The sequence below is a fragment of the Streptomyces sp. NPDC031365 genome (assembly GCF_055569765.1).
Genome location: NZ_JBVIIM010000027.1, coordinates 89,253 through 112,228, shown reverse-complemented (window position 1 = coordinate 112,228; position 22,976 = coordinate 89,253). Strand labels below are relative to the sequence as shown.

The window sequence follows — 22,976 nt, the reverse complement described above, 5'->3', positions numbered from 1 at the left end:
GGCTCAGTGCTTGGCATATGGGGCGGTTCTCCTGTCGTGCCCTCTCAGGCTAACCCCGCAGAGCGGGACGTCTCACCCAAGGCTGACAGAGAGGGCGCCGCCACCAGCAGCATGAAGAGCATCTGGAGATGCCTCACCGCCACATCGAAGACATGGAAGGCGATGCGTACGCACTGGGGGTACTCATCACCAACAGCCACACCCACCTACCCGGCCCGCGCCCGAAGCAGCCGACAAAACCACCCATCCGCAACCAGTGATCACTCCAGCCGCCCCACCAGGACCACGCCCACGACATCTCCCACTGCACCGCCACCGCGTCATCCTCATGGCCTTGCTCCGACGCCGCTACCCATGACAGAGCGTCACCGGCGCACGGTCGCACCCCCAGCATCACGAAAATCTTGCCAGGGCCGCATAGACGAGTACGCCGACACTCACCCTGCCCTGGGACTCCGGCGTCGTCGAAGGACACGTCAACCGGACCGAGATGCTCAAGCGCCAGATGTTCGGACGGGCCGGCTTCGCATTGCTCCGCAAGCGGGTCCTCCTCGCCCCATGACCGATGTCAGCGGCTCCTGGAACCATGCCTTCGTCCGAGACAGCCGTATCAGGAGCGATGCATGGGAACGTGGGGAACCGGCCCCTTCGACAGCGACCTCGCCGCAGACTTCGTCGATGAACTTGAGGGACTCACCCACCAGCAGGTCATTGATGTGCTGGGGCGGGCATTTCAGCGAGTCACCGACTCGGGAGAACGCGTCGATGGCGGAGACAGGGCCGGAGCCGTTGCCGCCGGCGCTCTCGTAGCCAGCACCCTCCCGGACAGTCCCATCGTGATTGACCCGGACGACGGCCCCAGGGAACCGCTGCCCGAACTGCCAGCCTCCCTTGGAGCGTCGGCGAGACTCGCACTGGACCGGGTTCTCCGGGACGGATCAGAAATGGCAACCGGCTGGGTGGACAGCGCCGACGCCGACCAGTGGCACCAGGAAGTACGACAGATCCTCCAAGCACTCGAGCACCAATCGTGACCGTTATACGGGAGTCGTGCCAGAACCGGAGAACGGGCAGCAGATGTTCACCGCTTCGGGAGGCGCCACGGCACACCGGACATTCGAACACTGAGTGAGTCGCTTGCCTCGGTCGGAGGCGACCGCCGGTACCACGGCGGTGCCAGGTGTCGCTCCCGCAACAAATGAGAAACCCTGTCCGGTTGCCGACGAGCTGCGAAGATGCCCCTGTTTCCGCATCGGTGGACATTCGTTCGTTTTCGTGCGTGCGGGGTGCGGCACCGAGTTGACCACCCCGCTGTCCCAGGTCTCACTGCTCGTCCATGCCCGCCAGAAGTACGGAAAACGGGGCCCAGCTTCCGGTGCTCATGGAGTCCGGGACGTTTGCCGTGGACCCGGACCCTTGTGGGAGGGCCGTGGCGGATGTGGGATGAACTCGATCCGGGCGAGGCGGCGGCACGCGGCATCTATGCGCCGGTGCACGCCCTGCTCGACAGCCCGCCCGGGGCGAGTGTCATCGCGCCCGGCGATATCCGCGGAACCCGGCTGATGCCTGAGAAACTCGGCGGTGCCTGCTGCGGCCTCGACGGGGCCGACGGGGCCAACATGGCCTGTGAAGCCTGCGGCCTCCCCGTCGCAACCAGGGTCGACGATTGCTCGCTCTGGCAGGCAGTGCCCCTCAGCCCGGACGCGGTGCACCGCGTCCCCGTGGACGGTATCCATCCTGGACCCCTCCAGCCCCTTCGCTCAACACCGTCACCGCCCGCACGGACCAGGTGGACGTCGACGCGTTGCTCATCCGGCCCGACGGCTGTGTCACCTGGGCCTTGCCTACCGGGCAGAACCTCGACGCCACCACGCTGGTGCGTGCGCTGGGCACATGGTTCGGCCAACCGGCCTGAGCACCGTATTAACAGTCGTCTCAGGTTCGCTCGGTAGCAAGTAGGCATCCAGATAAGCGATGCAACCCGTGTGTAGGAGGCTAGTGATGGCAGTCAACGCAGCGCCGTCCGGGGAAGCGCCGGCCGGTCGGTTGGCAGGCCGGTGGGTGCCATGGTTGGTGATTGGCTTGTGGCTGGTGCTGGCGGCGGGCATGGTGCCACTGAGCGGAAAGTTGAGCTCGGTCACCACCGACAGCGCCGTGGACACCCTTCCGGCCAGTGCCGAGTCCACCAAGGTGGCGGCGCTGGACGACAGTCTCCCCGGCGGTGAGGACAGCACGTTCGTCTTCGTGTACCACCGGGCCGACGGCATGAACGCCGCCGACCGCGCGGCGGTCGAGCGCCACTACGACACCCTTGCCAAGCGGTACCCGCCGAAGACGACGCCGGCGGACGGCGAGGACGACGGGGGCTCACCGACGAGCCTCTCCACCGACCGCAAGGCGATGACGTTCACTCTCGAGGTGAGCACGGCCTACGGCCCACCGGAGGAGATCGTCGGCCCGTTGCGTGACGCCGCGAAGGACCGCCCCTCCGGCCTGGAACTCGACGTGACCGGCCCGAGCGCGATCGACGGCGACATGGATGCCGTCTTCGACGGCATCGACGAGCAGGTCCTCCTCACCACCATCGCCGTCGTCACGCTCCTGCTCATCCTCACCTACCGCAGCCCGGTGTTGTGGATCATCCCGCTGGTGGCCGTCGGCGCGGCCGCACTGACCTCGATGGGGACCGTCTACCTGCTCGTCAAGGGCTTCGGCATCGTGGTCAACGACCAGAACTCGGCGCTGCTGACGATCCTGGTATTCGGCGTCGGCACGGACTACGCGCTGTTGCTCATCGCTCGATATCGGGAGGCACTGCACCACCATGAGAACGTCCGGGTCGCGATGGTCCACGCGCTGCGCGGCGCGGCGCCGGCCATCGTCGCGTCCGCGGCCACCGTGGTCGCCGGCCTGCTCTGCCTGCTCGTCGCGGACCTGAACAGCACCAGCGGGTTGGGCCCGATCGGTGCGGCCGGCATCCTGTGCGCGCTGGTGGCCATGCTGACGTTGTTCCCGGCGGTGCTCGTGGTGCTCGGCAGGCGGATCTTCTGGCCGGCCATCCCGCGGTTCAGCACGGCCGTGGAGGAGAAGCCGGGGCTGTGGGGACGGCTCGGCACCGCCATCAGCCGCCGCCGGTGGGTGGCGACGCTCGGCTCGCTCGGAGTCCTCGGCGTGCTCGCCCTCGGGCTGGCGGGCAACACCGGCGCCCTGCGGGAGCAGGACCAGTTCCTGTCCGCGCCGGAGTCGGTCACCGGCTTCACCGTTCTCCGCCAGCACTTCCCGGAGCTCGGCGGCCAGCCGATGACGGTCTTCACGCGGCCGGCACACCAGGAGCGGGTGCTCGACATCGTCAAGGACACGCGCGGCGTGGTCCTGGCCGTCCCGGAACAGACCAGCGGTGGCTGGGCCAACATCTCCGTGTTCCCCAAGGACGCGCCGGACACCGCCGCGGAGTACGACACGATTCTGCGGGTGCGCACCGCCGTGCACGCGGTGAGCGGGGCGGAGGCGATCGTCGGCGGGCCGAGTGCGGAGAACCTCGACACCGAGGTGACCACCAAGCGCGACGAGAAGCTGGTGATCCCGCTGGTGCTCGTCGTCGTCCTGATCGTCCTCGGACTGCTGCTGCGCGCGATCGTGGCCCCGCTGATCCTGATGTCCACCGTGATCGTCTCATTCGCCGCGGCCTTCGGCGGCAGCGTGTTCGTCTTCGACACGATCCTCGGATTCAAGGGCATCGACTATTCGGTGCCGCTGCTGGCATTCCTGTTCCTGGTGGCGCTCGGCGTCGACTACAACATCTTCCTGACCAGCCGGGCCCGGGAGGAGACCGTGCGTCTCGGCACCAGAGAGGGCATGCTCAAAGCCCTCTCGGCCACCGGTGGCGTCATCACCTCGGCAGGCCTGGTCCTGGCGGCCACGTTCGGGGTCCTCGTCACACTTCCGCTGGTGATGCTGGTCGAGGTCGGGTTCCTGGTGGCCTTCGGCGTGCTGCTCGACGCCCTGCTGGTGCGGTCGGTCCTGGTGCCCGCCCTCACCTTGCTGATCGGCCGGCGGATGTGGTGGCCAAGCCGGCTGTCCCGTCCAGCGGCGGAGCTGCCGGACGGTCAACAGCCGCTCGCCGACGACGAGGAGCCCGCGCTGCAACGGTGAGCGCGGCGGCACGGACGAGTTCCGGGACGGGCCCCAGGCCCGTCCCGGATTTTCATGAGCCGCGGCCGCCGCCCTTTGGTCCTGCGCCACGCGCCGGGGCTGGGGTCGGCGCATCGCGGTGTCCTGCCCCGACGGGTGAGCCGCGCAGGGCCATGCCCGAGGGCCGGCCCCTTGTCCTGCGCCGCGCCACCAGGGCGGGTCAGCGCACCTCGGTGTCCTCCCCGGCGGTGAGCCGCGCGATCGGGGCGGGCGGGGCCGCGGCCGGAAGATCGACCCGCAGCAGCGCGCCACCGCGTGCGGAGCGGGCGACGGTGGCCCGGCCGCCATGGGCTTCGACGACCCGCTGCACGATCGACAACCCCAGACCGGATCCCGGCAACGCCCGGGCGCTGTCGGCACGGTAGAACCGGTCGAACACCCGCGGTACGTCGGCGGCGTCGATGCCCGGCCCGGCATCATCGACCTCGAGCACCGCCGACGCGCCCTCGGCACGGAGCCGGACCTGGACCGGCTGATCCGCGGGGGACCACTTGCCGGCGTTGTCGATGAGGTTGAGCACCGCCCGCTCGAGCGCAGCGGGGCGCCCGCTCACCCACACAGAGGTCACGTCGAGCGCGACCTCGCTGTCGGGCACGCGGGAACGCGCCCGGGTCGCGGCGGCCACCACCACGTCAGCGAGGTCGAGCACCTCGGTGCTCTCGTCGCTGACGTCACCGCGCGCCAGGTCGGTCAGCTCGGCGGCAAGGGTGCTCAACTCGGCCACCTGGACGCCGAGATCGTTGAGCAGCCGGGTCCGGCTCTCCGCCGGCAGTGCGCTGTCCAGGGTGCCGCGCCGATCGAGCCGGATCAGCAGCTCGACGTTGAGGCGCAGACTGGTGAGGGGGGTCTTGAGCTCGTGGGCGGCGTCCTCGGCGAGCAGCCGCTGGGCCCGCCGGGAGTTGCGGAGCGCGGCGAGCATGTCATTGATCGACTGGATCAGCCGCCGGATCTCCCCACCGCCCTCATCCGGGATGTCGGCGTCGAGATCCCGGGTGTGCGCGACACGTACGGCGGCGGCGGTCAGCCGGTCGATCGGTGTCAGCCCGGTCCGCGCCACGGTCCGCCCGACAAGGGCGCCGCCGACCACGCAGAGCAGCCCGATCAGCAGCATGCCGAACCCGAACTGGTTGATCGGGCCGTCGTCGACGACGCGGGCCACCTGGACCGCGCCGTCGCCCGCCCGCAGCGTGTAGATGACGTAGCCTTCTTCGTCGCTGTCGTTCGACTCCATCAGGTCGGCCGACACGCCCTGCGCCACGCGCCCGGCCTGCTCGCTGACCGGGGGCAGCGAGGGTTGGCCGGCCGGCGTCCGGATCGAGCCGTCGGACAGGATGACCCGCACCAGCCGACCGGCTCCGGGATATGGCGGTAGCTCGACCTGTGCCAGACCGGCGCGCTCCGCGTTCGCCGCCAGGACGCGGGAGTCGGCGCGCAGCTGATTCTCGGCGGTGTCCCGCAGCTCCCAGTCCAGTAGCTCGCTGGCCACCTGGAAGGCCAGGAACACGCTGACCGCGATGGCCGTCGCCGCGATCACCGTCAGCCTGGTCCGCAGGGACCGCCGGCGCCACCATCGGGTCAGCCGGCGCGGTTCCCGGCCGGCGGGCCTGCTCACGGAGGAGTCTCCCGCAACGTGTATCCCAGGCCGCGCAGCGTGTAGATCAATCGCGGCTCACCCTCGGCCTCCATCTTGCGGCGCAGGTAGCTCACGTATACCTGAAGGTTGTTGGCAGTGGAGCTCATGCCAAAGCCCCAGATCGCCTCGAACAGCACGTCGCGGGTCAGGACCCGGGTCGCGTTGCTCATGAGGACCTGCAGGAGGGAGAACTCGGTCCGGGTCAGACGCAGCGGCCGCCCTCCCCGCCACGCCTCGAACCTGTCGGGATCGAGCCGGACGTCGGCGAACGACAGGATCTGCGACTCCTCGTCGGTCGGCGTACGCCGGCGCAGCAGGGCCCGCACCCGGGCCAGCAACTCCTCGGTGGCGAACGGCTTGGGCAGGTAGTCGTCGGCGCCCGCGTCCAGCCCCGCGACCCGGTCGGAGACCTGGTCACGGGCGGTCAGCATCAGCACCGGCAGATCCCGCCCCGCGGCCCGCAACCGCCGGCAGGTCTCCAACCCCCCGAGGTGGGGCATCATCACGTCGAGGAGCAGCAGATCCAGCGTGTCACCGCTGGCCCCACCGACCCCTTCGAGCACGGCGAAACCGTTGGCGACGGTGCTCGTGTCGTAACCCTCGACCTGGAGCACTCGCTCCAGCGACTCACGGATGGCCACGTCATCATCCGCGATCATGATCCGCACGCCGGCCCGCCCCCTTCCAGTCGATGTTTTTGCCGCTCATTGTCCCCGATCAACCTGAGGCCAGGATTAGAGCGTCGCTGGGGACCGCGCCCCTACGGATGCCTAAGAAATGGAACCTACCTCGGCTCATGAGCAGGGGAGGACCAGATGACCAGCATCGCACCCGGCAACCAGACAGTAGATCCTCCGCGGCGGTCACGGGCGCTCGACGTCCCCAGGTGGCTCCCGCGCCCAACCCTCATCATCCTGCGGCTGCTGCCATTGATCCCGGTGCTCCTGGTGACCGTGCTGCTGGCCGCTGCGCTCAGCGGCGACGACGACGCCGTGGCCACGCTGAAGCAGAACGCCGCCGGCGTACTCGGAAACGCCGCGTTGCTGAGTCTCGCCGTGACGTTCGCGATCACGTCGGTCGCGCTGCCGAAGCGGCGCATCGACCACCGGTTGGAGGTGATCGCGAGGGGGACAAGCAGCAGGGTGGCGAAGACCGGTCTGTCCGAGGACCAGAGAGCTTGTTCCGCTACCGTCCGTCCGTCGGGGAGCACGAAGGGGTCGGCCTCTGCCGCGATTGGGGGGTACTCGAAAGACCGCGTGCGTGAAGTCCACCGTGGCGTAGCGCAGCCGTACCTGGGCCGTGGAGAACCAGCGCGTGCGTCGGCGCTCCAGGCGGCGCGCGGCAACGAGAGGGCCGTTGGGCCGTTGAACACCGCCCCAGACAACCTCACCCGCCCGGTGCACACAAACGGCCCGAGATTTACCAACCGTTCGAAAACCGCCTGCTCGAACCAGGCGTCGCCTTGGAAGGCAGCTGACTCGAACACGGCATCGCTCTGGAAGGCCGCCGCCTCGAATGAGGCGCCGCGCTCAAAGGTCGCCGACCTTAACCAGGCGCGGCCCTGGAAGGTGACCGCATCGAACACGGCGCCGTCCAGGAAGGTCGTCCTCGGGAACCAGGCGCCGTCCTGGAAAGTCGCCAACCCGAACGCGGCACCGCCCCCAAAGGATGCCGACGCGAATGTGCTGCCGCTCTCAAAGGCCGCCGACGTGAACACGGCGCCGCCCCGAAGGATGCCGACGTGAACACGGCGTAGCCCTCGAAGGTCACCGACACGAACCTGGCGCGGCCCAGGAAGACCGCTGAATCAAATCGGGCTCTGCCGAAGCGGGGGTGTCTGGTGGCGGGGGGGGCGCGGAGGGCGTTGAGGAGGGCGTCAAGAAGGAGCGAGGTGAAGGGGATACCGCGGTGATCGATGTCGGTGCCGGAGGTCAGGCTGGGCAGGTAGGCGTCGCGGTCGGCGTCGGACAGATGGGCGAGGCACGCGGTGTGGCCGGGGACGTGGATGCCGCGGCAGCCGACCGGGTCCTCCGGGGTGGTGCCTTGGCCACAGTGTGGCCAGTCAAGCTGAGTTGTGGACCGTTCGGGGCTCGGGTGTGGCATACCCGCAGGACGATCAAGCCCGGCCGATGGTTGCCGACTTCGCTTCTGAAGCCGCCGCGATGAACGCTCTGAAATGAACCGTGCGCTACTGAAATCTGACCTGGCGGGACGAGCCACCGACGGCGGGCCCGTGGGGGCGGCCCGCCGGTGCGCTCGCCTCCGAAGGCTCCCCTGTCCTATCTTCTGCAGTATGACGCTGATCCGGGCAAGGGGCCCGGTGGCAAGGGGTTGGTGGGTATGGTTACCGGTCGTGTGGTGCGGTTCGACAGTGTGCGGGGTTTTGGTTTCATTGCTCCCGATCATGGAGGGGACGACGTCTTCCTGCACGTGAACGATCTCCTGATCCCCGAGCACTACCTCCGCTCGGGCCTCTCGGTCCAGTTCGAGGTGGAGGAGGGTGACCGCGGGCTGAAAGCCTCGGCCGTCCGGCTCGCGGAGGGGGCCGACGCCAAGTCTCCGGCCTTCCAGACGCCCGCCGACGCCGCCGCGGCCCTGGCGTCGGAGCCCGCCAGGCAGGCGGACGGTGACGACTCCCTGTGCGACGTGCTCGCCGCGAACGAGTACCTGCACGAGGTGACCGAGGTGCTCCTGTCGAGCGCTCCATCACTGACGGGCGATCAGATCGTGCAGATCCGAGCGGGATTGCTCCAGTCCGCCAAGAACCACGGCTGGACCGAGGGCTGACCGACTGTCCGGGGGAGCTTCGGCTCCCCCGGATGTCACCCGCACCGTTCACTGCCTGCCGGTTTTTCAGGGGCTCCCACGCGCGTGACGCCATTCCGCGCCGGCACCCAGAAGCGCCGCTATCTCGTTCTCCTGTCTCGGCACCCTACCCGGGCCATTGGCCGAGCACCCCGCGTAACGTCCGGGTGAAACGGTCCCGTCCGGTATTGATCGGGGCGACCGTGCAATGCATCGTGGATGTCACGGTTTTCTGGAATGCTGCGACGGCGATTCAGCACACCGCAGAATTCCGCTCCTGGTCGCCGGATGTTGACCCGATGTCTTCTCTCCACCCGTTGCGGCGAAGCGGGAAGAACAGAGAGCGAGGCAGTTTCCGTGACCGTGCTAAACCGCCCGTCCATGGGCCCGATACGGCTGCGGCCGGGCGACGAGTCGCTCCAGCGCCAGCAGGTCAGACCGGGAACGGTGCGGCGCATCCTCCCGTACGCCCGGCCATACCGCTGGCAGGTCGCGCTGTTGCTGACGGTGACCGCCGTCGACGCCTGTATCACGGCCGCCAGTCCGCTGATCCTCAAGTACATCATCGATCACGGCATCCTGCCCGGGCACCTCGACGTCGTCGTGTGGCTCAGCCTGGCGCTGGCGGGACTCGCCCTGGTGAGCGCCGGGGTCGTCTACGTCAAGAGCCAGTGCTCGGGCCGGATGGGTGAGGGAGTCGTCTACGAACTGCGCACCCAGGTGTTCGCGCATGTGCAGCAGCAGCCACGGGCGTTCTTCACCCGCACACAGACCGGCAAGCTGATCAGCAGGCTCAACACGGACGTCGTCGGCGCCCGGCAGGCCGTGACCACTCTGCTCACCCAGGCCGTCTCCACGGTTCTGACCCTGGTCCTGGTCCTCGGCGCGATGTTCTACCTCTCCTGGCAGATCACCGTGGCGGCCCTGGTGATGATTCCGCTGTTCCTGATCCCCCGCGCGTCTGCTGACGCGTCGCATGCAGCGCATCACCAGATCGCTGATGGAGCAGGACGCGGAGATAAGCTCGATGATGACCGAGCGCTTCAACGTCTTGGGCGCCATAGCTCGGCGAGATCGAGGCGGTCGTGCGCGCGGTACCCGGGGTCCTGGACGCCGTGGCCGTGACCGAGGAGGCGGCCGGCGGTGAATCCGTCCTCGTCGTGTACACCACGCTCGACGGGGAGTCGGCGGCCATCGCGCGGACGGCCACTGTGCTGCGGGAGGCCTGCGCGGAGCGGCTGCCCGCCCACATGGTGCCCAATCGGATCACCGTGGTCTCCGAGATGCCTCTCGCCCCCTCCAAGAGGCTGGACCGGGCGCGTCTGTCCACCGACACGGAACTGCGGGTGACGCTGCGATGACCACCGAGATCGAGCGGAAGTTCAAGGTCGCCGAGGGCTGGCAGGTACCCCCGGGCACCGCTGGAGAGCGGCTGCGGCAGGCGTATCTGACTCCGTCCGGGGCCCCGGTGGAGTTCCGGTCCGCGCGGGGGAAGGTACACGGCTGATGACGGCGAAGACCTTCGACCGGGCCGCGGACGCCATGGTCCGTCAAGAGGTCGAATTCCCCGTCACCGACGAGGTGTTCGATCAGCTGTGGCAACTTGCCGACGGTGAGTGTCTGAGCAAGTTCCGCTGGACGGTCCCGCTCGGCGAGCATGTGGCGACGGTCGACGAGTACGACGGCGCCCTGGCCGGCCTGCGCGTGGTCGAAGTGGAGTTCGCCGACATCGGGACGGCCCGGGAATTCGTACCACCGGACTGGTTCGGCGAGGAGATCACCGGGAGCACCGCATGGAGCAACCGGGAACTGGCGGCATTGTCACGGACGATGCCGAGGCATGAGGGAGAGAGCCGATGAAGCGGCACGTCGAGTTCGAACGTCTGCACAACTTCCGCGACCTGGGCGGCTACCGGGCTTCCGACGGTCGCACCGTGCTGTGGCAGGCCCTCTACCGCTCCGACTCGCTCGGCAAGCTGCAGGGCGCCGACTGGGTGAGGTTCCTGGGGCTCGGCATCCGGACTGTGATCGACCTGCGCTACCCGTGGGAGATCGAGGCCAAGGGCCGGGTGCCGGAACCCGAGCGCTTCCACTACGTCAACCTCAGCATCGAGCACCGCCCCTACGACCAGGCCGAGATCGACCCCGAGATCGACCCCTGGCGCTACCTTGCCGACCGGTTCGCCGAGGTCGCCGAGGACGGAGCCGAAGAGATCCGGCAGGTCCTGGAGCAGATCGCCCACGCCCCCGGCCCGGTACTGTTCCACTGCACCTCCGGCAAGGACCGCACCGGGCTCATCGGCGCTCTCGTCCTCACCCTCCTCGGCGTGGACCGGGAGACGGTCCTCGCCGACTTCGCGCTCACCGAGCTGGCCACCGAGCGTCTCATCGCGGACTGGAAGGCCGCCAACCCGGGCCGCGAGCTGAGGTGGCCCGGCTACGGCCGCGCTCCCGCAGCGGTCATGGGGCTCGTCCTTGCGGATCTGGAAGCGAAGTACGGCTCCGTCGACGGCTACCTCGAGGACCGCGTCAAGCTGTCCGACGACACCGTCGGTGCCCTGCGCGCCCGGCTGCTCACCGACGGGAGCGACTGACGCATGCCCGGCACGAACCTGACCGCCGAGGAAGCCCGGCTGCGCTCCCGCGCCCTGGCGGTCGACACGTACGACGTCGCTCTCGACCTGCGGACGGCCGCCGAGTCCGGCACCTTCGCCTCGGTGACCGAGATCCGCTTCGACTGCGCCGACCCGGACGCGCCGCTCTTCCTCGACCTGCGCGCGCCCCTTCTGCGCGAGGTGACCCTCAACGGGCGTTCCCTGAAACCCGCCCAGGTATTCCGGAACTCACGGATCGCGCTGTCCGGCCTGGTGGCGGGCCGCAACCACGTGAGGGTCGCGGCGGACTGCGCGTACAGCACGACCGGAGAGGGGCTGCACCACTTCACCGACCCGGTCGACGGACACACGTATTTGTACAGCCAGTTCGAGGTGGCCGACGCCCGCCGGGTGTTCGCCTGCTTCGATCAGCCCGATCTGAAGGCGCGGTTCAGGTTCACCGTGACCGCCCCGCCCCAGTGGACTGTCATTTCCAACACCCCGCCGGTCGTCGCCGGAGCATGCGGTGACGCGACCGGCGACAACGTCCGGACCTGGAGTTTCGGCCGCACCCCGCGGCTCTCCACGTACGTGGTCTCCCTCGCCGCCGGCCCCTTCCACGCCGTGCACAGCGAGCACCGCACAGCCGGCCGGTCCCTCCCGCTCGGCCTGTACTGCCGCCGCAGCCTGGCCGAACACCTCGACGTCGAGGACCTGTTCGCCGTCATCCGGCAGCGCCTGGACTGGTTCCCGGAGCGGTTCGAACACCCGTACCCGTTCGAGAAGTACGACCAGATCTTCGTGCCCGGCTTCAACGCGGGAGCGATGGAGAACGCGGCGGCTGTCACCTTCAGCGAGAAGTACGTCTTCCGCTCACACGCCACCGAGGCCGCCTACCGTAAGCGGGCCGCGACCGTCCTGCACGAGCTCAGCCACATGTGGTTCGGCGACCTGGTCACCATGGCCTGGTGGGACGACCTGTGGCTGAACGAGTCCTTCGCCACGTACTGCTCCTTCGCCTGCCAGGCCCTGGCCCCCGGTTCGCGGTGGGCAGACTCCTGGACCACCTTCGCCAACCACCAGAAGGCCAAGGCCTACCGGCAGGACCAGCTGCCCTCCACCCACCCCGTGGTCACCCGGATCCACGACCTGGAAGACGTACTCGTCAACTTCGACGGCATCACCTACGCCAAGGGTGCCGCCGTCCTCAAGCAGCTCGCGGCCTACGTCGGCACCGACGCCTTCTTCGCCGGCGTACGGGCCTACATCGCCGCCCACGCCCACGGCAACACCCGCCTGCCCGACCTGCAGCGGGCCCTGGAGACGGCCTCCGGCCGGAACCTCGGCAGCTGGGCGGAACTGCGGCTGGAGACCGCCGGGGTCAACGTGCTGCGGCCGGAAATCGACACCGGTGTCGACGGCACGATCACCGGCTTCCGGGTCCGGCAGGAGGCCCCCTCCCTCCCGGCCGGCGCCGCGGTCGAGGCCGTGCTGCGCCCGCACCGCATCGCCATCGGCTTCTACCACCTGGACGAGACCGGCACCCTGAGCCGCGTGCACCGCGCCGAGACCGACGTCCTCGCGCAGGAGCTCACCGACGTCCCCGAGCTGGTCGGCCGCCCCCGGCCCCATCTGGTGCTGATCAACGACGACGACCTGACCTACGCCAAGGTGCCCTTCGACGCGGTTTCGCTGCGCACCCTGGCCGGACAGCTCGGCGCCCTCGCCGAACCGCTCCCCCGCGCCTTGTGCTGGACCACGGTTTGGGACATGATCCGCCCGCACCCAGCCCCACCTCGACCTTGTCGCAGGCATCCTGGAGGGCGTCGCACCCGCGCCCGGCCTTGTCCCGGACCCCGAGCTGCGCTGGGCGGCCGTCATTCGGCTGGCCGTGGCCGGCCGCCTCGGTGAGGCGGAGATCGCCGCCGAGGAACGGCACGATCCCACCCAGACCGGAGCCGCCCACGCGGCCACGGCCCGGGCAGCCCGTCCCGAGGCCGCGGTCAAGGCGGAGGTCTGGGCAGCCGTGATCGACCGCGGCGACCTCAGTAACCCGGTGCAGAAGGCGGCCATCGCCGGGTTCACCGAGACCGCCGACCAAGCTCTCCTCGCCCCGTACACCGAGCGGTACTTCGAGACGATCGGCGACATCTGGGAGAGCCGCAGCCACGAAATGGCCAAGCAGATCGTCCTCGGTCTCTTCCCGCCGCTCTCCGACGCGGCCACGGCCGAGGCCGCCGCCCGGTGGCTGGACGCCCAGGCCGACGCGCCACCCGCCCTGCGCCGTCTCGTGCGCGAGCAGCACGACGACGCCTGCCGCGCCCAGCGGGCCCGGGCCGCCGACAGATCGCACGCCCGAGAGCCATGCGCCCACGGGCCGTACTCCACCTCCTGACGCCGCATCCGGCGCGGCACTCATCGACCGCGACGCCATGTGCGCCGCGGTCCTCCCCCGGTCCCGGGGCAGCGCGGATTGGACACGACACATGGATCACGACCTGTACGAGTTCTACGGCTACCGGGTGGCCTGCACCGCCCCCGACGAGGCGTGGGCCGTGGTCACACGGCTGTTCGGCGCCCCGTTGGCGGTCGCGGCGGGCGATCACGCCCCCGACCGGTACGAGCACCCCAGCCCCCGCCCACGCCAGCCCCGTGACCAGCGAATTCAGGTTGGACGATGCTCCATGCCTTGCCGGGGTTCTTGGCGAGCCAGCGAGCACCTGACTTGGCGGGCTTGCCCGCCGAGTTGGTGTAGCGCTCCGCCTGCCGGGATGCCGTGCTGGCGGACCACGAGGCGTTTGTACCGGTGGAGCAGGGCGAAGGTCTGCTCGGCGACCAGCGGAGCTTGCCCAGGCCCCTGATGCGGGGAGCCCTTGCGGGACATCACCGCCTGGACGCAGCGGCGTCGCAGCTCACCGCCCACAGCCTTCGAGTCGTACGCCTTGTCGCGGGTCGTCGGCGGTGCTCGCCCCGAAGGCGTGATGTCTCTCGGGGGGTTCAGGCGTTGTAGCCGCCGTGGGCGTCCAGCACCGCGCCCGTGACGTACGACGCGGCGGGGCTTGCCAGGAAGGCGATCGCCGCGGCGATTTCGTCGGGGTGCCCCATGCGTTGCAGGGACAGCGAGCTGACCAGGGCGTTGAGGGTCTCGGGGTCCGGCGGTTGCATGCCGCCCTCCATCAGTCCGGCCTCCACGACGTTGGCCGTGATGTTCCGGGGCCCGAGGTCGCGTGCGACGCCCATGGTGTACCTCTCGATCCCGGATTTGGTCGCCGCGTAGTCGGCAAGGCCGGGGGCGCCGACCCGGGAGCCCAGTCCGGAACTCACCGTGATGATGCGGCCGTCCGTGCGCAGCGCTCGGGAGGCGGCCCGGATGACGGCGATCACGCCGAGGTAGTTGGTGGCGTGCATCCGGTCCAGTGCGGCGGTGTCGGCGTCCGGGTCGTCCACCGTGCCGGCCACGGAGATCGCCGCGTTGTTGACGAGGATGTCCAGGCCGCCGAAGTGCGCCACCACGTCGTCGATCAGCGCCGGCGCCCGGCTCGTGTCCGCCTGATCGGAATGGAACGCGATGGCCTTGGCTCCCTTGCCGTGCACCTCGTCGACGACGGCCTGCGCCTGCTTCTCGGAGCTGACGTAGGTGAAGGCGACGTCGGCGCCCTGCTCGGCCAGCAGTCGTACGGTCGCGGCTCCCAGTCCGCGCGACCCCCCGGTGACCAGGGCGACCTTGCCCATGAGTGGCTTGCTCATTCTTCTCACCTCGTTGATTGACCCTTCCCGACTGTCGCAACGTTAACTGTTACGACAGCCTGTTGCAACCTTCACTGTTACGACTGCGTTGTCGTAACATGAAGCGTTGCGGCCGGGAGGAGGGGTACATGAGCGCCAACAGCAGGTTGACCATTGCCGCCCACGCGCTGTCCTGGATCGGTCTCTACCAGCGCCAGGGCCATGAGGTCGCCACCTCCGAGCAGATCGCGACCAGCGCGAACACCAACCCCGTGGTGATCAGGCGGCTGCTCGGCGAGCTGCGCAGGGCCGGGCTCGTGGAGTCCCGGCGGGGCGTGGGGGCGGGCTGGTCGCTGGCGCGCGAGCTGGAGTCGATGACCCTGCTCGACGTGTACGAGGCAGTGGAGCCCGGCCCGCTGTTCGCCATGCACCGCACGACTCCGAATCAGGAATGCGTGGTGGGTCACGGCATCCAGCCGGCGATGCAGGGCATCTACGAGGGCATCGAGGAGACCCTGAGACACGAGCTGGCCCGCGTCACGCTCGAGAACGTACTCCGGGACGTACTCGCGGCACCTCGCTAGCCTCCCCGTTACACCCTGACATCACCAGGTCCCCGTCGATGCCCAAGCCAGTGAATACCTGGCAACCAGTCACGCCAAAGACGGTGGCGCCATCTCTCGCCCCAGGACCATCCTGACGTTCGCACGCACCGCGACCGGGCGGCTTCCAGGATCCGGTCCATGCTGGATCCCGAGCTGCTGGAACGGATCACCGCGCGGCGCGCGGAGCTGGACGAACTCGAAGAACAGCTGGCCAAGCAGCTGGCGGAGGTGGGGGCCGAGCGGGATGAGCTCGCCGTCGCCGAGCGGGTCCTCGAGCGGATGAGCGAACAGCTCGCCGCCTCCGAGCAGGCGCTGCACCGTGGCGGGTGAGACGGCGGCGAGTAGGCCGACGGTGTGGATTCCGTACTCGTGCAGGGCTCCGGCCTGGCGCGGGCCGATACCGTGCAGGGCCTCCACCGGCAGCGGGGCAAGCCAGCCCGCGGCCTGGCCGGGCGCGACGGCGAGGACACCGCCGGGCTCAAGAACCTGGGCGGAGGCCGTGGCCGCAACAGTGATGGAGGAACCGATGCCGATACGGACGTCGACACCGAGGCGGGAGATCGTACGGCCCCTCAGCATCTCCCCCAGCCGCCGGGTGTCCGTGCCGTGATAGCGCAGGGCACCCTTCAGCTCCGCCGGAGCAGCCGATGGCGGCAGCGCCTGCACCACAGGCGAAAGCTCGGTGAGCTCCTCCAGGACGTGCCGATAGGTCCCCCCGCAGCGGTCCGGGCAGCGCACATGCGTCAGCGTCGGCGCCACGCCTGCTGATGCGGCCTCTGCAGTCTCAGCACGGCCACCTCTTACCACCCCCCGCTATCGAACAGACACGCGAACGTGCGAGTGCACAAGCCGTGAATCGTGAGCATAGAATCAAAAATGTGTTCGATGACCTGCCGCCCGACCTCGACCGCCTGCACACCCTGCGGGTCTGGCACGCCCTGTGGCTGCAGCGCATCGACGCCAAGATCGCCACTCTCACCAGGCGGCAGGCCGAAGAGGAACGCGGTCGCCGCAGCCGGCCGGTGCCGCCGGAGTGGATCGTCGAACTCGGCATCGGTGACCGGCGCCCACCCCTGCAGGTCCACGCAGGCGACTGCTACATGGCCGGCAAGCGGCGCCGCCCCGTCGATGGGGACGAAGCCCGCCGCCTGCTCACCGCAGGACTCAAAGCGTGCGGGCACTGCCGGCCCGACAGCGCGCTCGGCATCAGCGAGTTATCCAGCGACTCCGCCCTCACTGCCGCCGCGGCGCACTGACCGCACACTCCTGCCATCCGGTCAATGTCACGCATCCGCAGCAATATCACTGGCTCGTGCTTCCGCGCGGAGAACGAGCGGTGGACCGCGTTCCGGTCGCACTACGGCATTGAAGCTGCGTATTGCCTGCCTGGCATTTGCCTGCCTGGCATCGAGGGAGCCTTGGAAAAGGGCGGGGATGAGGGACAGACCGGCTGCAGCGTCATGGGCTTTCGCGTTACTCCACGGCGCGGCCGATGAGTTTGTGGCTCCCGGCCGGTCCAAGCTCGTGACACCCTAAGAAAGGACACCGCCATGTCGGAGCTTCTCGTCGACTTCATCACCTCCCTCGACGGCCACGCATCGGGAGAGGGATGGCCCGGGTTCTGGGGCCTCGAAGGCCCGGAGTACCTCGCATGGCTCGGCGAGCAACCCGAGGCCACCTACCTGATGGGAGCGAACACCTACCGCCTGATGTCGGGCTTCGCCGCAGGCGAGGTCCCGAATGGCCAAGACGAGTTCAGGCCCGAGGAAGAGGCGTCCGTCGACGAGCTCACACAAGCGTCCAAGGTGGTGTTCTCCTCCTCACTGAAGGAGCCACTGACGTGGGCCAACTCCACGCTCGTCCGTGACGACGCCGTCGAGGCGGTCCGCGCCATGAAGTCGAGTGGCTCGGGGCTCCTCAGCACGATCGGCAGCCTCAGCCTGTGCCGGTCCCTGCTACGCGCCGGACTCGTCGACCGCTTCCGGGTCGTGATGTTCCCGGTGATCACCGGGGCAACGGGCGAAGAACGCATCTACGACGGCTATCCGGACGTTGCCCTTGAGATGATCGGGCACCGCACCTTCGACGGCCGCATCCAGCTGGTCGAGTACAAGCCCCGCGTGCTCGAGCACCCGCCGCTCGGCGGCCCCGCCTGACGTCGCCGCGTCCGCCGGTCTGGACGGCCGCCAGGCCGGCGCCGGCGGACGCGGAGCAAGACTCTCATTGGGGGCGGTACGGCCAAGGTCAGGACGTCTTGCCCAGGTCGTAGCGCGGTTGACGGGCCAAGGTTTCTCTCGCACCCGGAGGCGATCGTGCGCCCGAACGCGATTCCTGGCTCGGTCTGCGCTGTCCGGTCACAACACCGCTCACCTGGCTGCGATGTCGCGGGACAATCGCGCATTCACCGTCTATCGCAACGAATGTGGGGAGCCACCAGGTCGGCTACGCCCGTGACGGCGAGGTTCCGGCCTACTACCAGCCTGGGATGCCGCATTCGGTAGAGGTTGGCGTCGAGGCAGGACGCTGATCTTTGCTCGCCTGCCCGACGGTGATGCTCCGTCAGCGACGCGATCGGCCCCCTCACGAGGAACCACGGCCCGGACGCTGCCAGGGCGGCCGCGCTTGCCCCCACGGGCGGCGGCCACCTACCTACCTCTCTTGCTGATGTTGCCCTTGCTGTGACCGTAGGCGTGGCCGGCCGCGGTGGCAGGCAGACATGTTCCAGCCGCCGGGGTCGACCGGACCGTCCTGGGTGTAGCGCGGCGGGCCGTTCTTGGTCTCCGCCCCGCGAGCGGCGCATCGCGCCGGTCCGTGAACGTCTCCGCCCACACCCGCTTGGCCCTCAACACCCCCGCCATACCGGGGAAATGCCCAGTTCGAGGCCTTGTGCAACGCCCTTTGGCAGGAGCGACCACTCGCAATTGGTTAGATCCCCCTGCCCACGCCCGAGTCAAGAGCAACTGGTTGAAAATTCACATGACCCGCCGGACAGGACCCTAAGCTGTTGGAGTCACCACATGAACGAAGGACAACCATGGCCCGCCCATACGACCCCAAACCCAAGCAGTTCGTCTTCGCAGTCGGTGACGGCAACGACGCTCAGGTCTCCGTGGACGACGCTCAGGAAGCCTACGTGGCGTTCTCTGCGTTCTTCCGGGATCGGAACTCCGACACTTACACCATCGGTGACGAGCCGGCGGGGCAGAGTCTCGTACTCATGCCCGGCCAGGGTGTGATCGCCCGGGTCAAGGGCGCTAACCGGCCTCGATCGGAATACCTCCAGGTCGACCGAGCCAATCGCTACCTTCCGAGCGCAATGTTGTTCTTCGAAAACGGATATGCCGGCCTGGACCGCTTCGGCCAGTGGTTCTCCGACCTCGCTGACCTCGACGCATCACCGGAGACTCGCGGCGCCGCCCGCGCCGCCACGTTCACGAGCGAAGTAGCGGCGATCGAAGAAGTGGCTCGGCTCTGGGGAGCTTCGGGCATCGTGGACCCGAGCGGCCATTATCACGTCTTCTTCGACTCGCACGATGTCGACGACGACCGAGCCGAACGAGCCGAACTGCTCAAGCTGATCGAGTTCCTCGGTATCGAACGAGTCGACGCCCCGGCCGAGGCCGCCGACGGCGAAGTCTGGGTACGCACCGACGCACGCCTCGACGCCGAATGTGCACGGTGGTCGTGACCAGGTGCTGCGGGGCAGGGTCGCAACATCCCCGTGATGCTCGCACTGCACCCGAGGCGACCACGTCCAGCCGGTGCCGCTCCAGAGAGGCCCTGGACCCATGAGAGACATCGTGTTCACCCGCAGTAGCGGATGGATCCCGGACGTGATCAGCAAGGACGGCGAACTGAGGCTGATGCTTGGCGCCGGGGCCGACGCCAACCATGAGCCTCGCACGTTCACGTTCCCCATCGAGGAAGCCCATCTCACGGTGATCCGGGAGCATCTGCCCAGACACCTACTGCTGTGGAGTGCGGTCCTTCCGCTGTGCGACGACGCCGGAACTGCGGGCCGGCTCAACGAGAGCGCCGCCGTCGCGCTCCTGGACCCGGTTCTCCTCTCCTCTCCCGCAGACGTCGATGCGCTCTTCCGACACATCCGGTGGGACTGGAGCCGGCTCGTCGCCCATGGGGCCGACATCGATCTCCTCGAGCGCGGACAGGTCTGCGCGGCGATGCGCTCGGCGACCGAGACATGGAACGAAAAGCGTGCCCAAGAGCATCGTGCGGACCGCCGTCGCGCCGAGCGCGGAGTAGTCCCCGGCCCGCTCGACGCTGCGATTCTGCGGTACACGGGCCAGTACACGCACGGCGCGACGGTTCCCAGACGGATGCCCGATGCCGTCGACTCCGCGCTGCTGCGGGAGGTGATGAGTGTGATCGCCACCGCGGAGCAGGCGTGTGCCGGGATGCGGATCGGCATCGATCCGCGACGGGGAAAACGCGCCACGGACAAGCACGACTGGGATCGGGTGGCGACGACGGTCGACTCGGCTGTCCGCCGTGCATACCCCGGACTCGTCGACGATACGGTGCGTACGGTGAGCTTCCTGATGTGCTTGGAGACTGCGGACCGCTCCAGGAGCACAACCGAGGAAGATTGACGCGGAGGCTGCCGACGACCGCGCCGGCCACGGTCGGAGTGCGAGAAAGACGGCTCTGTCGTTCACGGACGACAAAAGCGCAGAGAAGAAGTGGCCGAGGGACGGCTCTCGCAGCGCCTCCGCAGAGTTCTGGCAATTCGTCGGCGATCGCTCCGCCGCGGACAACGAAGTGTTCACCATCGAGGACGAGAAGACGGGTCGGCTTCGGCGGCGCCGAGCAGCGCGGGCAGGGCCATGTGGGGCTGGGGCATCCGCAGGGACGAGTCCGGATCGCCGAAGGTGACCCTCATCGTGTACGGCATCGCTGCCCCGGGCTGCGGTGTCAGTGGTGCGGCGCGGTCCGGTGGCTTCATCATGGCGGCAAAGGGCGGCCCTCGGCCAGGGCGGTGAGCCCTGCGGCGATCCAGCCGAGGTCGGTGAGCCCGGCCTCCTCACAGGCTCGGCGTGCGGTCAGCAGCGCTGTTGTGCGCTAAACCTCAGGGCTGGTGGCGTCGATGGCGTGGACGAGGGCCGGGTCGAAGGCGAGCAGGCCGCGCACGTTGCCACCGATCTCGCGCAGGGCCCGGCTCGGCGCTTGACCCTCATCCCCTCGTCGCCGGGAGGGCGTGATAGCCGGCAACCTACGGCACGGCACTGACATGGTGCCGTGCCGAGCCCGGCGTCGCTAAGCACCCAGCTCAAGGCCGAGGCACCCACGCCCGGCCCCGCACGACGACGCAGAGGTGCCGTTGACGGGGCGGACAAGCACGCGAGAGAACCGTGCGCTTGTGGGACGCTTCGGTTCGCGGCATGGTGTGCCGGACGGCGTCCTCAGGTAGCGGCCGTTACGGCGGGAACTGTATGCCTCGCCGGCACTGACGTGGTCCGGCCTGCTAAACGGATCGCTACGCGACTCCGACAGTCGGTCGAGCCCTCCGCCCCGGTGGGAGCCCAGAAGTTCGTCTTCCCGTCACCGGCCGACGGCTGTCAGCACGTTGTCCGCGGCGATCCCGGGGTAGCGTCCCTGGCATGGCCTTTCACACCACCGTTGAGCGCGCTCAACGCCTCAAGCAGTTGCACGCCCAGTACAAGCCGCTCGTGTTGCCGACCGTCTGGGACGTCTGGTCCGCACGCACGGCAGTCGCCGCCGGGTTCCACGCGCTGACGATCGGCAGCCATCCACTCGCCGACTCCCGGGGGGCCGACGACCACGAGGGGCAAACCTTCGAGGAGGTGCTCGCCGCCGTCCGGCCGATCATCGCAGCGGTCGACGTCCCCGTGTCCGTGGACCTGGAGGCCGGGTACGGGCAGAAGCCCGAGGACCTCGTCGCCGGGCTCATCGAGGTCGGCGGGGTCGGTCTCAATATCGAGGACACCGTCCACTCGGACGGTGGCCGCGTGCGCAGCACGCAGGAGCACGCGAGCTACGTCGCCGGCTTGCGCACGGCGGCTGACGACTCGGGGGTCCCGGTCTTCGTGAACGGGCGCACCGACCTCTTCATACACGCGCAGGATGCTTCCGATGTCCTCGACGAGGCGATCGAGCGACTGCGTGCCTTGGAGAAGGCCGGCGCCGACAGTGTCTACCCGGTGGGCATTCAGGACGACGACGACCTGCTCGCGGCGGTGACTGGCGCCGTCACCGTTCCAGTGAACTCCACGGCCCATCCTGTCAGGCACGATCTCGAGCGCTTCCGCCGTCTCGGCGTGGGCCGGATCACCTACGGCCCACTGCTGCAACTCGCCATGGCGGACGCGATGAAGGACATGCTCAAGCCGTGGGCACCCTGAGGACTTGACCGGACGACGGGGCCGGCCGCCGGTGTCCTTGCACTTCCGGCGGAGGTGACGCGCCTCTGCGGAATCCGGTAGCGCTGCACCGAGGGCCCCAGCGGTCGTTGCCGGCCTTCGGGGCGGTGCGGTCCCGTTGTGCCGTGAGCCCGGATGCCGGCGACTCTGCCGGGACTGCGGCCGGGCCCAAGGACAGTGCCTTGCACTTCACCAGGCCGGGGTTTTCGTTCGGCTTCCTGTACACGCCCTGCATGCTGATGATCAAGATGTGGGGGCGAATTCGACCGCGAGCACTACAAGAAGCGCAACACTGTCGAGCGTGCCATCGACCGACTCAAGGGCTTCCGCGCCGTCGCACCTGGGGCAAGTGCCCGGCCCTGGCCGAGGGACAAACCCGTGACCCCCACCTGGCCTGTGGAACGTTGGAGGTGCCACTCGACTACCAGAAGCCGGACGGCATGAAGATCGACTTGGCGGTCTCCCGGCTGTCCACCGCACAGCCCGGGAAGCGACATCGCGGTTTCAGCGACCCGCTTCCGCGGGAGCCGGGGACGGGTCGTTCTGCTCGGTGGCGCAGGAACACGCCTTGGCATGGACGCGCTGATCGCCAGCCTGGAGATGGGCGACGACCCACGCACCTGCCAGTAGCCGTTACGCGGCCGTCCCCGGGCCCACCTCTCTGGGGTCGCCCATCGGACGGGTCAGCCCGTCATCCACCACCGTCCGCCGGCCCGGCTCAAGGTTGTCCAGCTCCCAATGGTGCTGGCACTCCTCGCACCGCACCAGGTCCTCGAGGGCGTCTTCGCCGTTCGGGCAGTCCGTGCCGTCCCCACGCCCCACACACGCGCGTTCTTTGATGTCCCCCATGCATGCACCGTGGACCGGCCGCATCCAGGCCGGGAGAGGGCCCTGGGGGCGCACAGACGCTCGACCCGGCATGATGCCCCACCACCCGCCAACCGCCCCACGTGACGCTCCACAGGCCCGGGGGAACGTTCGCCCGCCGCCGTCGGACTGGAGTGGTCTCGACATGGGACCTTCT

Annotated in this window: 21 protein-coding genes and 3 pseudogenes; 17 read left to right on the top strand and 7 right to left on the bottom strand. The window is 68.8% G+C overall.

The features are described from left to right. The first annotated feature begins 623 nt into the window (after positions 1-623). From ACZ5C2_RS30760 to ACZ5C2_RS30745, 4 genes and pseudogenes are all read left to right on the top strand, one after another. Positions 624-1,034: a DUF4259 domain-containing protein gene (locus ACZ5C2_RS30760; protein WP_468798710.1), complete on the top strand. Its 411-nt coding sequence runs from the start codon at positions 624-626 to the stop codon at positions 1,032-1,034. 265 nt (positions 1,035-1,299) lie between these two features. Beyond that, positions 1,300-1,748, top strand: a pseudogene (locus tag ACZ5C2_RS30755) (hypothetical protein); the annotation flags it as partial. Between the two features lie 41 nt (positions 1,749-1,789). Beyond that, a complete protein-coding gene (locus ACZ5C2_RS30750) occupies positions 1,790-1,915 on the top strand; it encodes an aromatic-ring hydroxylase C-terminal domain-containing protein (protein WP_468798707.1) in 126 nt (41 codons plus the stop codon). 86 nt (positions 1,916-2,001) lie between these two features. Continuing rightward, a complete protein-coding gene (locus tag ACZ5C2_RS30745; RefSeq protein WP_468798704.1) occupies positions 2,002-4,152 on the top strand; it encodes an MMPL family transporter in 2,151 nt (716 codons plus the stop codon). Positions 4,153-4,351: 199 nt separating this feature from the next. On the opposite strand, the gene ACZ5C2_RS30740 is transcribed toward ACZ5C2_RS30745, so the two are convergent. From ACZ5C2_RS30740 to ACZ5C2_RS30730, 3 genes are all read right to left on the bottom strand, one after another. Then, positions 4,352-5,803, bottom strand: a complete 1,452-nt coding sequence (locus ACZ5C2_RS30740; RefSeq protein ID WP_468798701.1) for a sensor histidine kinase — start codon at positions 5,801-5,803, stop codon at positions 4,352-4,354. Beyond that, a complete protein-coding gene (locus ACZ5C2_RS30735; protein WP_468798698.1) occupies positions 5,800-6,492 on the bottom strand; it encodes a response regulator transcription factor in 693 nt (230 codons plus the stop codon). Before ACZ5C2_RS30735 ends, ACZ5C2_RS30740 begins: the two co-directional genes overlap by 4 nt. 116 nt (positions 6,493-6,608) lie before the next feature. Then, positions 6,609-7,310 carry a hypothetical protein gene (locus ACZ5C2_RS30730; protein ID WP_468798726.1) on the bottom strand — a complete coding sequence of 234 codons (702 nt, stop codon included), beginning with the start codon at positions 7,308-7,310 and terminating at the stop codon, positions 6,609-6,611. Positions 7,311-8,164: 854 nt separating this feature from the next. Between ACZ5C2_RS30730 and ACZ5C2_RS30725 the strand changes: the two genes are divergently transcribed. The 7 genes and pseudogenes from ACZ5C2_RS30725 to pepN all read left to right on the top strand — a co-directional run bounded on the left by ACZ5C2_RS30725 (position 8,165) and on the right by pepN (position 13,618). Beyond that, positions 8,165-8,611, top strand: coding sequence for a cold-shock protein (locus ACZ5C2_RS30725; protein WP_468798695.1), 447 nt, complete (start codon positions 8,165-8,167; stop codon positions 8,609-8,611). A gap of 399 nt (positions 8,612-9,010) precedes the next feature. Beyond that, positions 9,011-9,754 (top strand): ABC transporter transmembrane domain-containing protein, encoded by a 744-nt coding sequence (locus ACZ5C2_RS30720; protein ID WP_468798692.1) that lies wholly within the window; start codon positions 9,011-9,013, stop codon positions 9,752-9,754. Next, positions 9,715-9,990, top strand: a complete 276-nt coding sequence (locus ACZ5C2_RS30715) for an AMP-binding enzyme (RefSeq protein ID WP_468798689.1) — start codon at positions 9,715-9,717, stop codon at positions 9,988-9,990. The genes ACZ5C2_RS30720 and ACZ5C2_RS30715 overlap by 40 nt, the downstream gene beginning before the upstream one ends. Next, the gene (locus tag ACZ5C2_RS30710) at positions 9,987-10,136 is read left to right on the top strand and encodes a hypothetical protein (protein ID WP_468798686.1); all 150 of its coding nucleotides are present in this window, start codon (positions 9,987-9,989) and stop codon (positions 10,134-10,136) included. Before ACZ5C2_RS30715 ends, ACZ5C2_RS30710 begins: the two co-directional genes overlap by 4 nt. Continuing rightward, on the top strand, positions 10,136-10,489 hold the full coding sequence (locus tag ACZ5C2_RS30705) for a hypothetical protein (protein WP_468798683.1): 354 nt from the start codon (positions 10,136-10,138) through the stop codon (positions 10,487-10,489). Before ACZ5C2_RS30710 ends, ACZ5C2_RS30705 begins: the two co-directional genes overlap by 1 nt. Then, positions 10,486-11,223 carry a tyrosine-protein phosphatase gene (locus tag ACZ5C2_RS30700; protein WP_468798680.1) on the top strand — a complete coding sequence of 246 codons (738 nt, stop codon included), beginning with the start codon at positions 10,486-10,488 and terminating at the stop codon, positions 11,221-11,223. Before ACZ5C2_RS30705 ends, ACZ5C2_RS30700 begins: the two co-directional genes overlap by 4 nt. A gap of 3 nt (positions 11,224-11,226) precedes the next feature. Further along, positions 11,227-13,618, top strand: a pseudogene (pepN, locus tag ACZ5C2_RS30695) (aminopeptidase N). 602 nt (positions 13,619-14,220) lie between these two features. Here pepN and ACZ5C2_RS30690 read toward each other — a convergent pair. Next, positions 14,221-14,970: an SDR family NAD(P)-dependent oxidoreductase gene (locus ACZ5C2_RS30690; RefSeq protein ID WP_468798677.1), complete on the bottom strand. Its 750-nt coding sequence runs from the start codon at positions 14,968-14,970 to the stop codon at positions 14,221-14,223. Between the two features lie 128 nt (positions 14,971-15,098). Between ACZ5C2_RS30690 and ACZ5C2_RS30685 the strand changes: the two genes are divergently transcribed. Next, on the top strand, positions 15,099-15,533 hold the full coding sequence (locus ACZ5C2_RS30685; RefSeq protein WP_468798674.1) for an Rrf2 family transcriptional regulator: 435 nt from the start codon (positions 15,099-15,101) through the stop codon (positions 15,531-15,533). Positions 15,534-15,602: 69 nt separating this feature from the next. Here ACZ5C2_RS30685 and ACZ5C2_RS30680 read toward each other — a convergent pair whose 3' ends face one another. Next, a complete protein-coding gene (locus ACZ5C2_RS30680) occupies positions 15,603-16,313 on the bottom strand; it encodes a hypothetical protein (protein WP_468798671.1) in 711 nt (236 codons plus the stop codon). Between the two features lie 119 nt (positions 16,314-16,432). Here ACZ5C2_RS30680 and ACZ5C2_RS30675 point away from each other — a divergent pair, with 119 nt between their 5' ends. The 4 genes and pseudogenes from ACZ5C2_RS30675 to ACZ5C2_RS30660 form a co-directional block, all read left to right on the top strand. Further along, positions 16,433-16,810 carry a DUF6233 domain-containing protein gene (locus ACZ5C2_RS30675; RefSeq protein WP_468798668.1) on the top strand — a complete coding sequence of 126 codons (378 nt, stop codon included), beginning with the start codon at positions 16,433-16,435 and terminating at the stop codon, positions 16,808-16,810. Positions 16,811-17,104: 294 nt separating this feature from the next. Continuing rightward, on the top strand, positions 17,105-17,710 hold the full coding sequence (locus tag ACZ5C2_RS30670; protein WP_468798665.1) for a dihydrofolate reductase family protein: 606 nt from the start codon (positions 17,105-17,107) through the stop codon (positions 17,708-17,710). An 878-nt stretch (positions 17,711-18,588) separates the two neighbouring features. Next, complete coding sequence (locus ACZ5C2_RS30665; protein WP_468798662.1) at positions 18,589-19,242, top strand: DUF6357 family protein; 654 nt, start codon at positions 18,589-18,591, stop codon at positions 19,240-19,242. Positions 19,243-19,342: 100 nt separating this feature from the next. Next, positions 19,343-20,363 (top strand): annotated as a pseudogene (locus ACZ5C2_RS30660) (DUF6357 family protein); the annotation flags it as partial. Here ACZ5C2_RS30660 and ACZ5C2_RS30655 read toward each other — a convergent pair. Beyond that, complete coding sequence (locus ACZ5C2_RS30655) at positions 20,338-20,520, bottom strand: hypothetical protein (protein WP_468798729.1); 183 nt, start codon at positions 20,518-20,520, stop codon at positions 20,338-20,340. The pseudogene ACZ5C2_RS30660 and the gene ACZ5C2_RS30655 overlap by 26 nt on opposite strands. A 652-nt stretch (positions 20,521-21,172) precedes the next feature. Here ACZ5C2_RS30655 and ACZ5C2_RS30650 point away from each other — a divergent pair. Beyond that, on the top strand, positions 21,173-21,934 hold the full coding sequence (locus ACZ5C2_RS30650) for an isocitrate lyase/PEP mutase family protein (RefSeq protein ID WP_468798659.1): 762 nt from the start codon (positions 21,173-21,175) through the stop codon (positions 21,932-21,934). 651 nt (positions 21,935-22,585) lie between these two features. Here the strand turns inward: ACZ5C2_RS30650 and ACZ5C2_RS30645 are convergent. Then, a complete protein-coding gene (locus tag ACZ5C2_RS30645) occupies positions 22,586-22,801 on the bottom strand; it encodes a hypothetical protein (RefSeq protein WP_468798656.1) in 216 nt (71 codons plus the stop codon). Positions 22,802-22,976: the final 175 nt, after the last annotated feature.

Excerpts from the sequence above, each read along its gene's own strand:
- ACZ5C2_RS30710 (WP_468798686.1), top strand. The coding sequence starts at position 9,987 with ATGACCACCGAGATCGAGCGGAAGTTCAAGGTCGCCGAGGGCTGGCAG.
- ACZ5C2_RS30705 (WP_468798683.1), top strand. The coding sequence starts at position 10,136 with ATGACGGCGAAGACCTTCGACCGGGCCGCGGACGCCATGGTCCGTCAA.
- ACZ5C2_RS30725 (WP_468798695.1), top strand. The coding sequence starts at position 8,165 with ATGGTTACCGGTCGTGTGGTGCGGTTCGACAGTGTGCGGGGTTTTGGT.
- ACZ5C2_RS30645 (WP_468798656.1), bottom strand. The coding sequence starts at position 22,801 with ATGGGGGACATCAAAGAACGCGCGTGTGTGGGGCGTGGGGACGGCACG.
- ACZ5C2_RS30700 (WP_468798680.1), top strand. The coding sequence starts at position 10,486 with ATGAAGCGGCACGTCGAGTTCGAACGTCTGCACAACTTCCGCGACCTG.
- ACZ5C2_RS30760 (WP_468798710.1), top strand. The coding sequence starts at position 624 with ATGGGAACGTGGGGAACCGGCCCCTTCGACAGCGACCTCGCCGCAGAC.
- ACZ5C2_RS30690 (WP_468798677.1), bottom strand. The coding sequence starts at position 14,970 with ATGAGCAAGCCACTCATGGGCAAGGTCGCCCTGGTCACCGGGGGGTCG.
- ACZ5C2_RS30665 (WP_468798662.1), top strand. The coding sequence starts at position 18,589 with ATGGCCCGCCCATACGACCCCAAACCCAAGCAGTTCGTCTTCGCAGTC.
- ACZ5C2_RS30670 (WP_468798665.1), top strand. The coding sequence starts at position 17,105 with ATGTCGGAGCTTCTCGTCGACTTCATCACCTCCCTCGACGGCCACGCA.
- ACZ5C2_RS30720 (WP_468798692.1), top strand. The coding sequence starts at position 9,011 with ATGGGCCCGATACGGCTGCGGCCGGGCGACGAGTCGCTCCAGCGCCAG.
- ACZ5C2_RS30650 (WP_468798659.1), top strand. The coding sequence starts at position 21,173 with ATGGCCTTTCACACCACCGTTGAGCGCGCTCAACGCCTCAAGCAGTTG.
- ACZ5C2_RS30655 (WP_468798729.1), bottom strand. The coding sequence starts at position 20,520 with ATGATGAAGCCACCGGACCGCGCCGCACCACTGACACCGCAGCCCGGG.
- ACZ5C2_RS30745 (WP_468798704.1), top strand. The coding sequence starts at position 2,002 with ATGGCAGTCAACGCAGCGCCGTCCGGGGAAGCGCCGGCCGGTCGGTTG.
- ACZ5C2_RS30685 (WP_468798674.1), top strand. The coding sequence starts at position 15,099 with ATGAGCGCCAACAGCAGGTTGACCATTGCCGCCCACGCGCTGTCCTGG.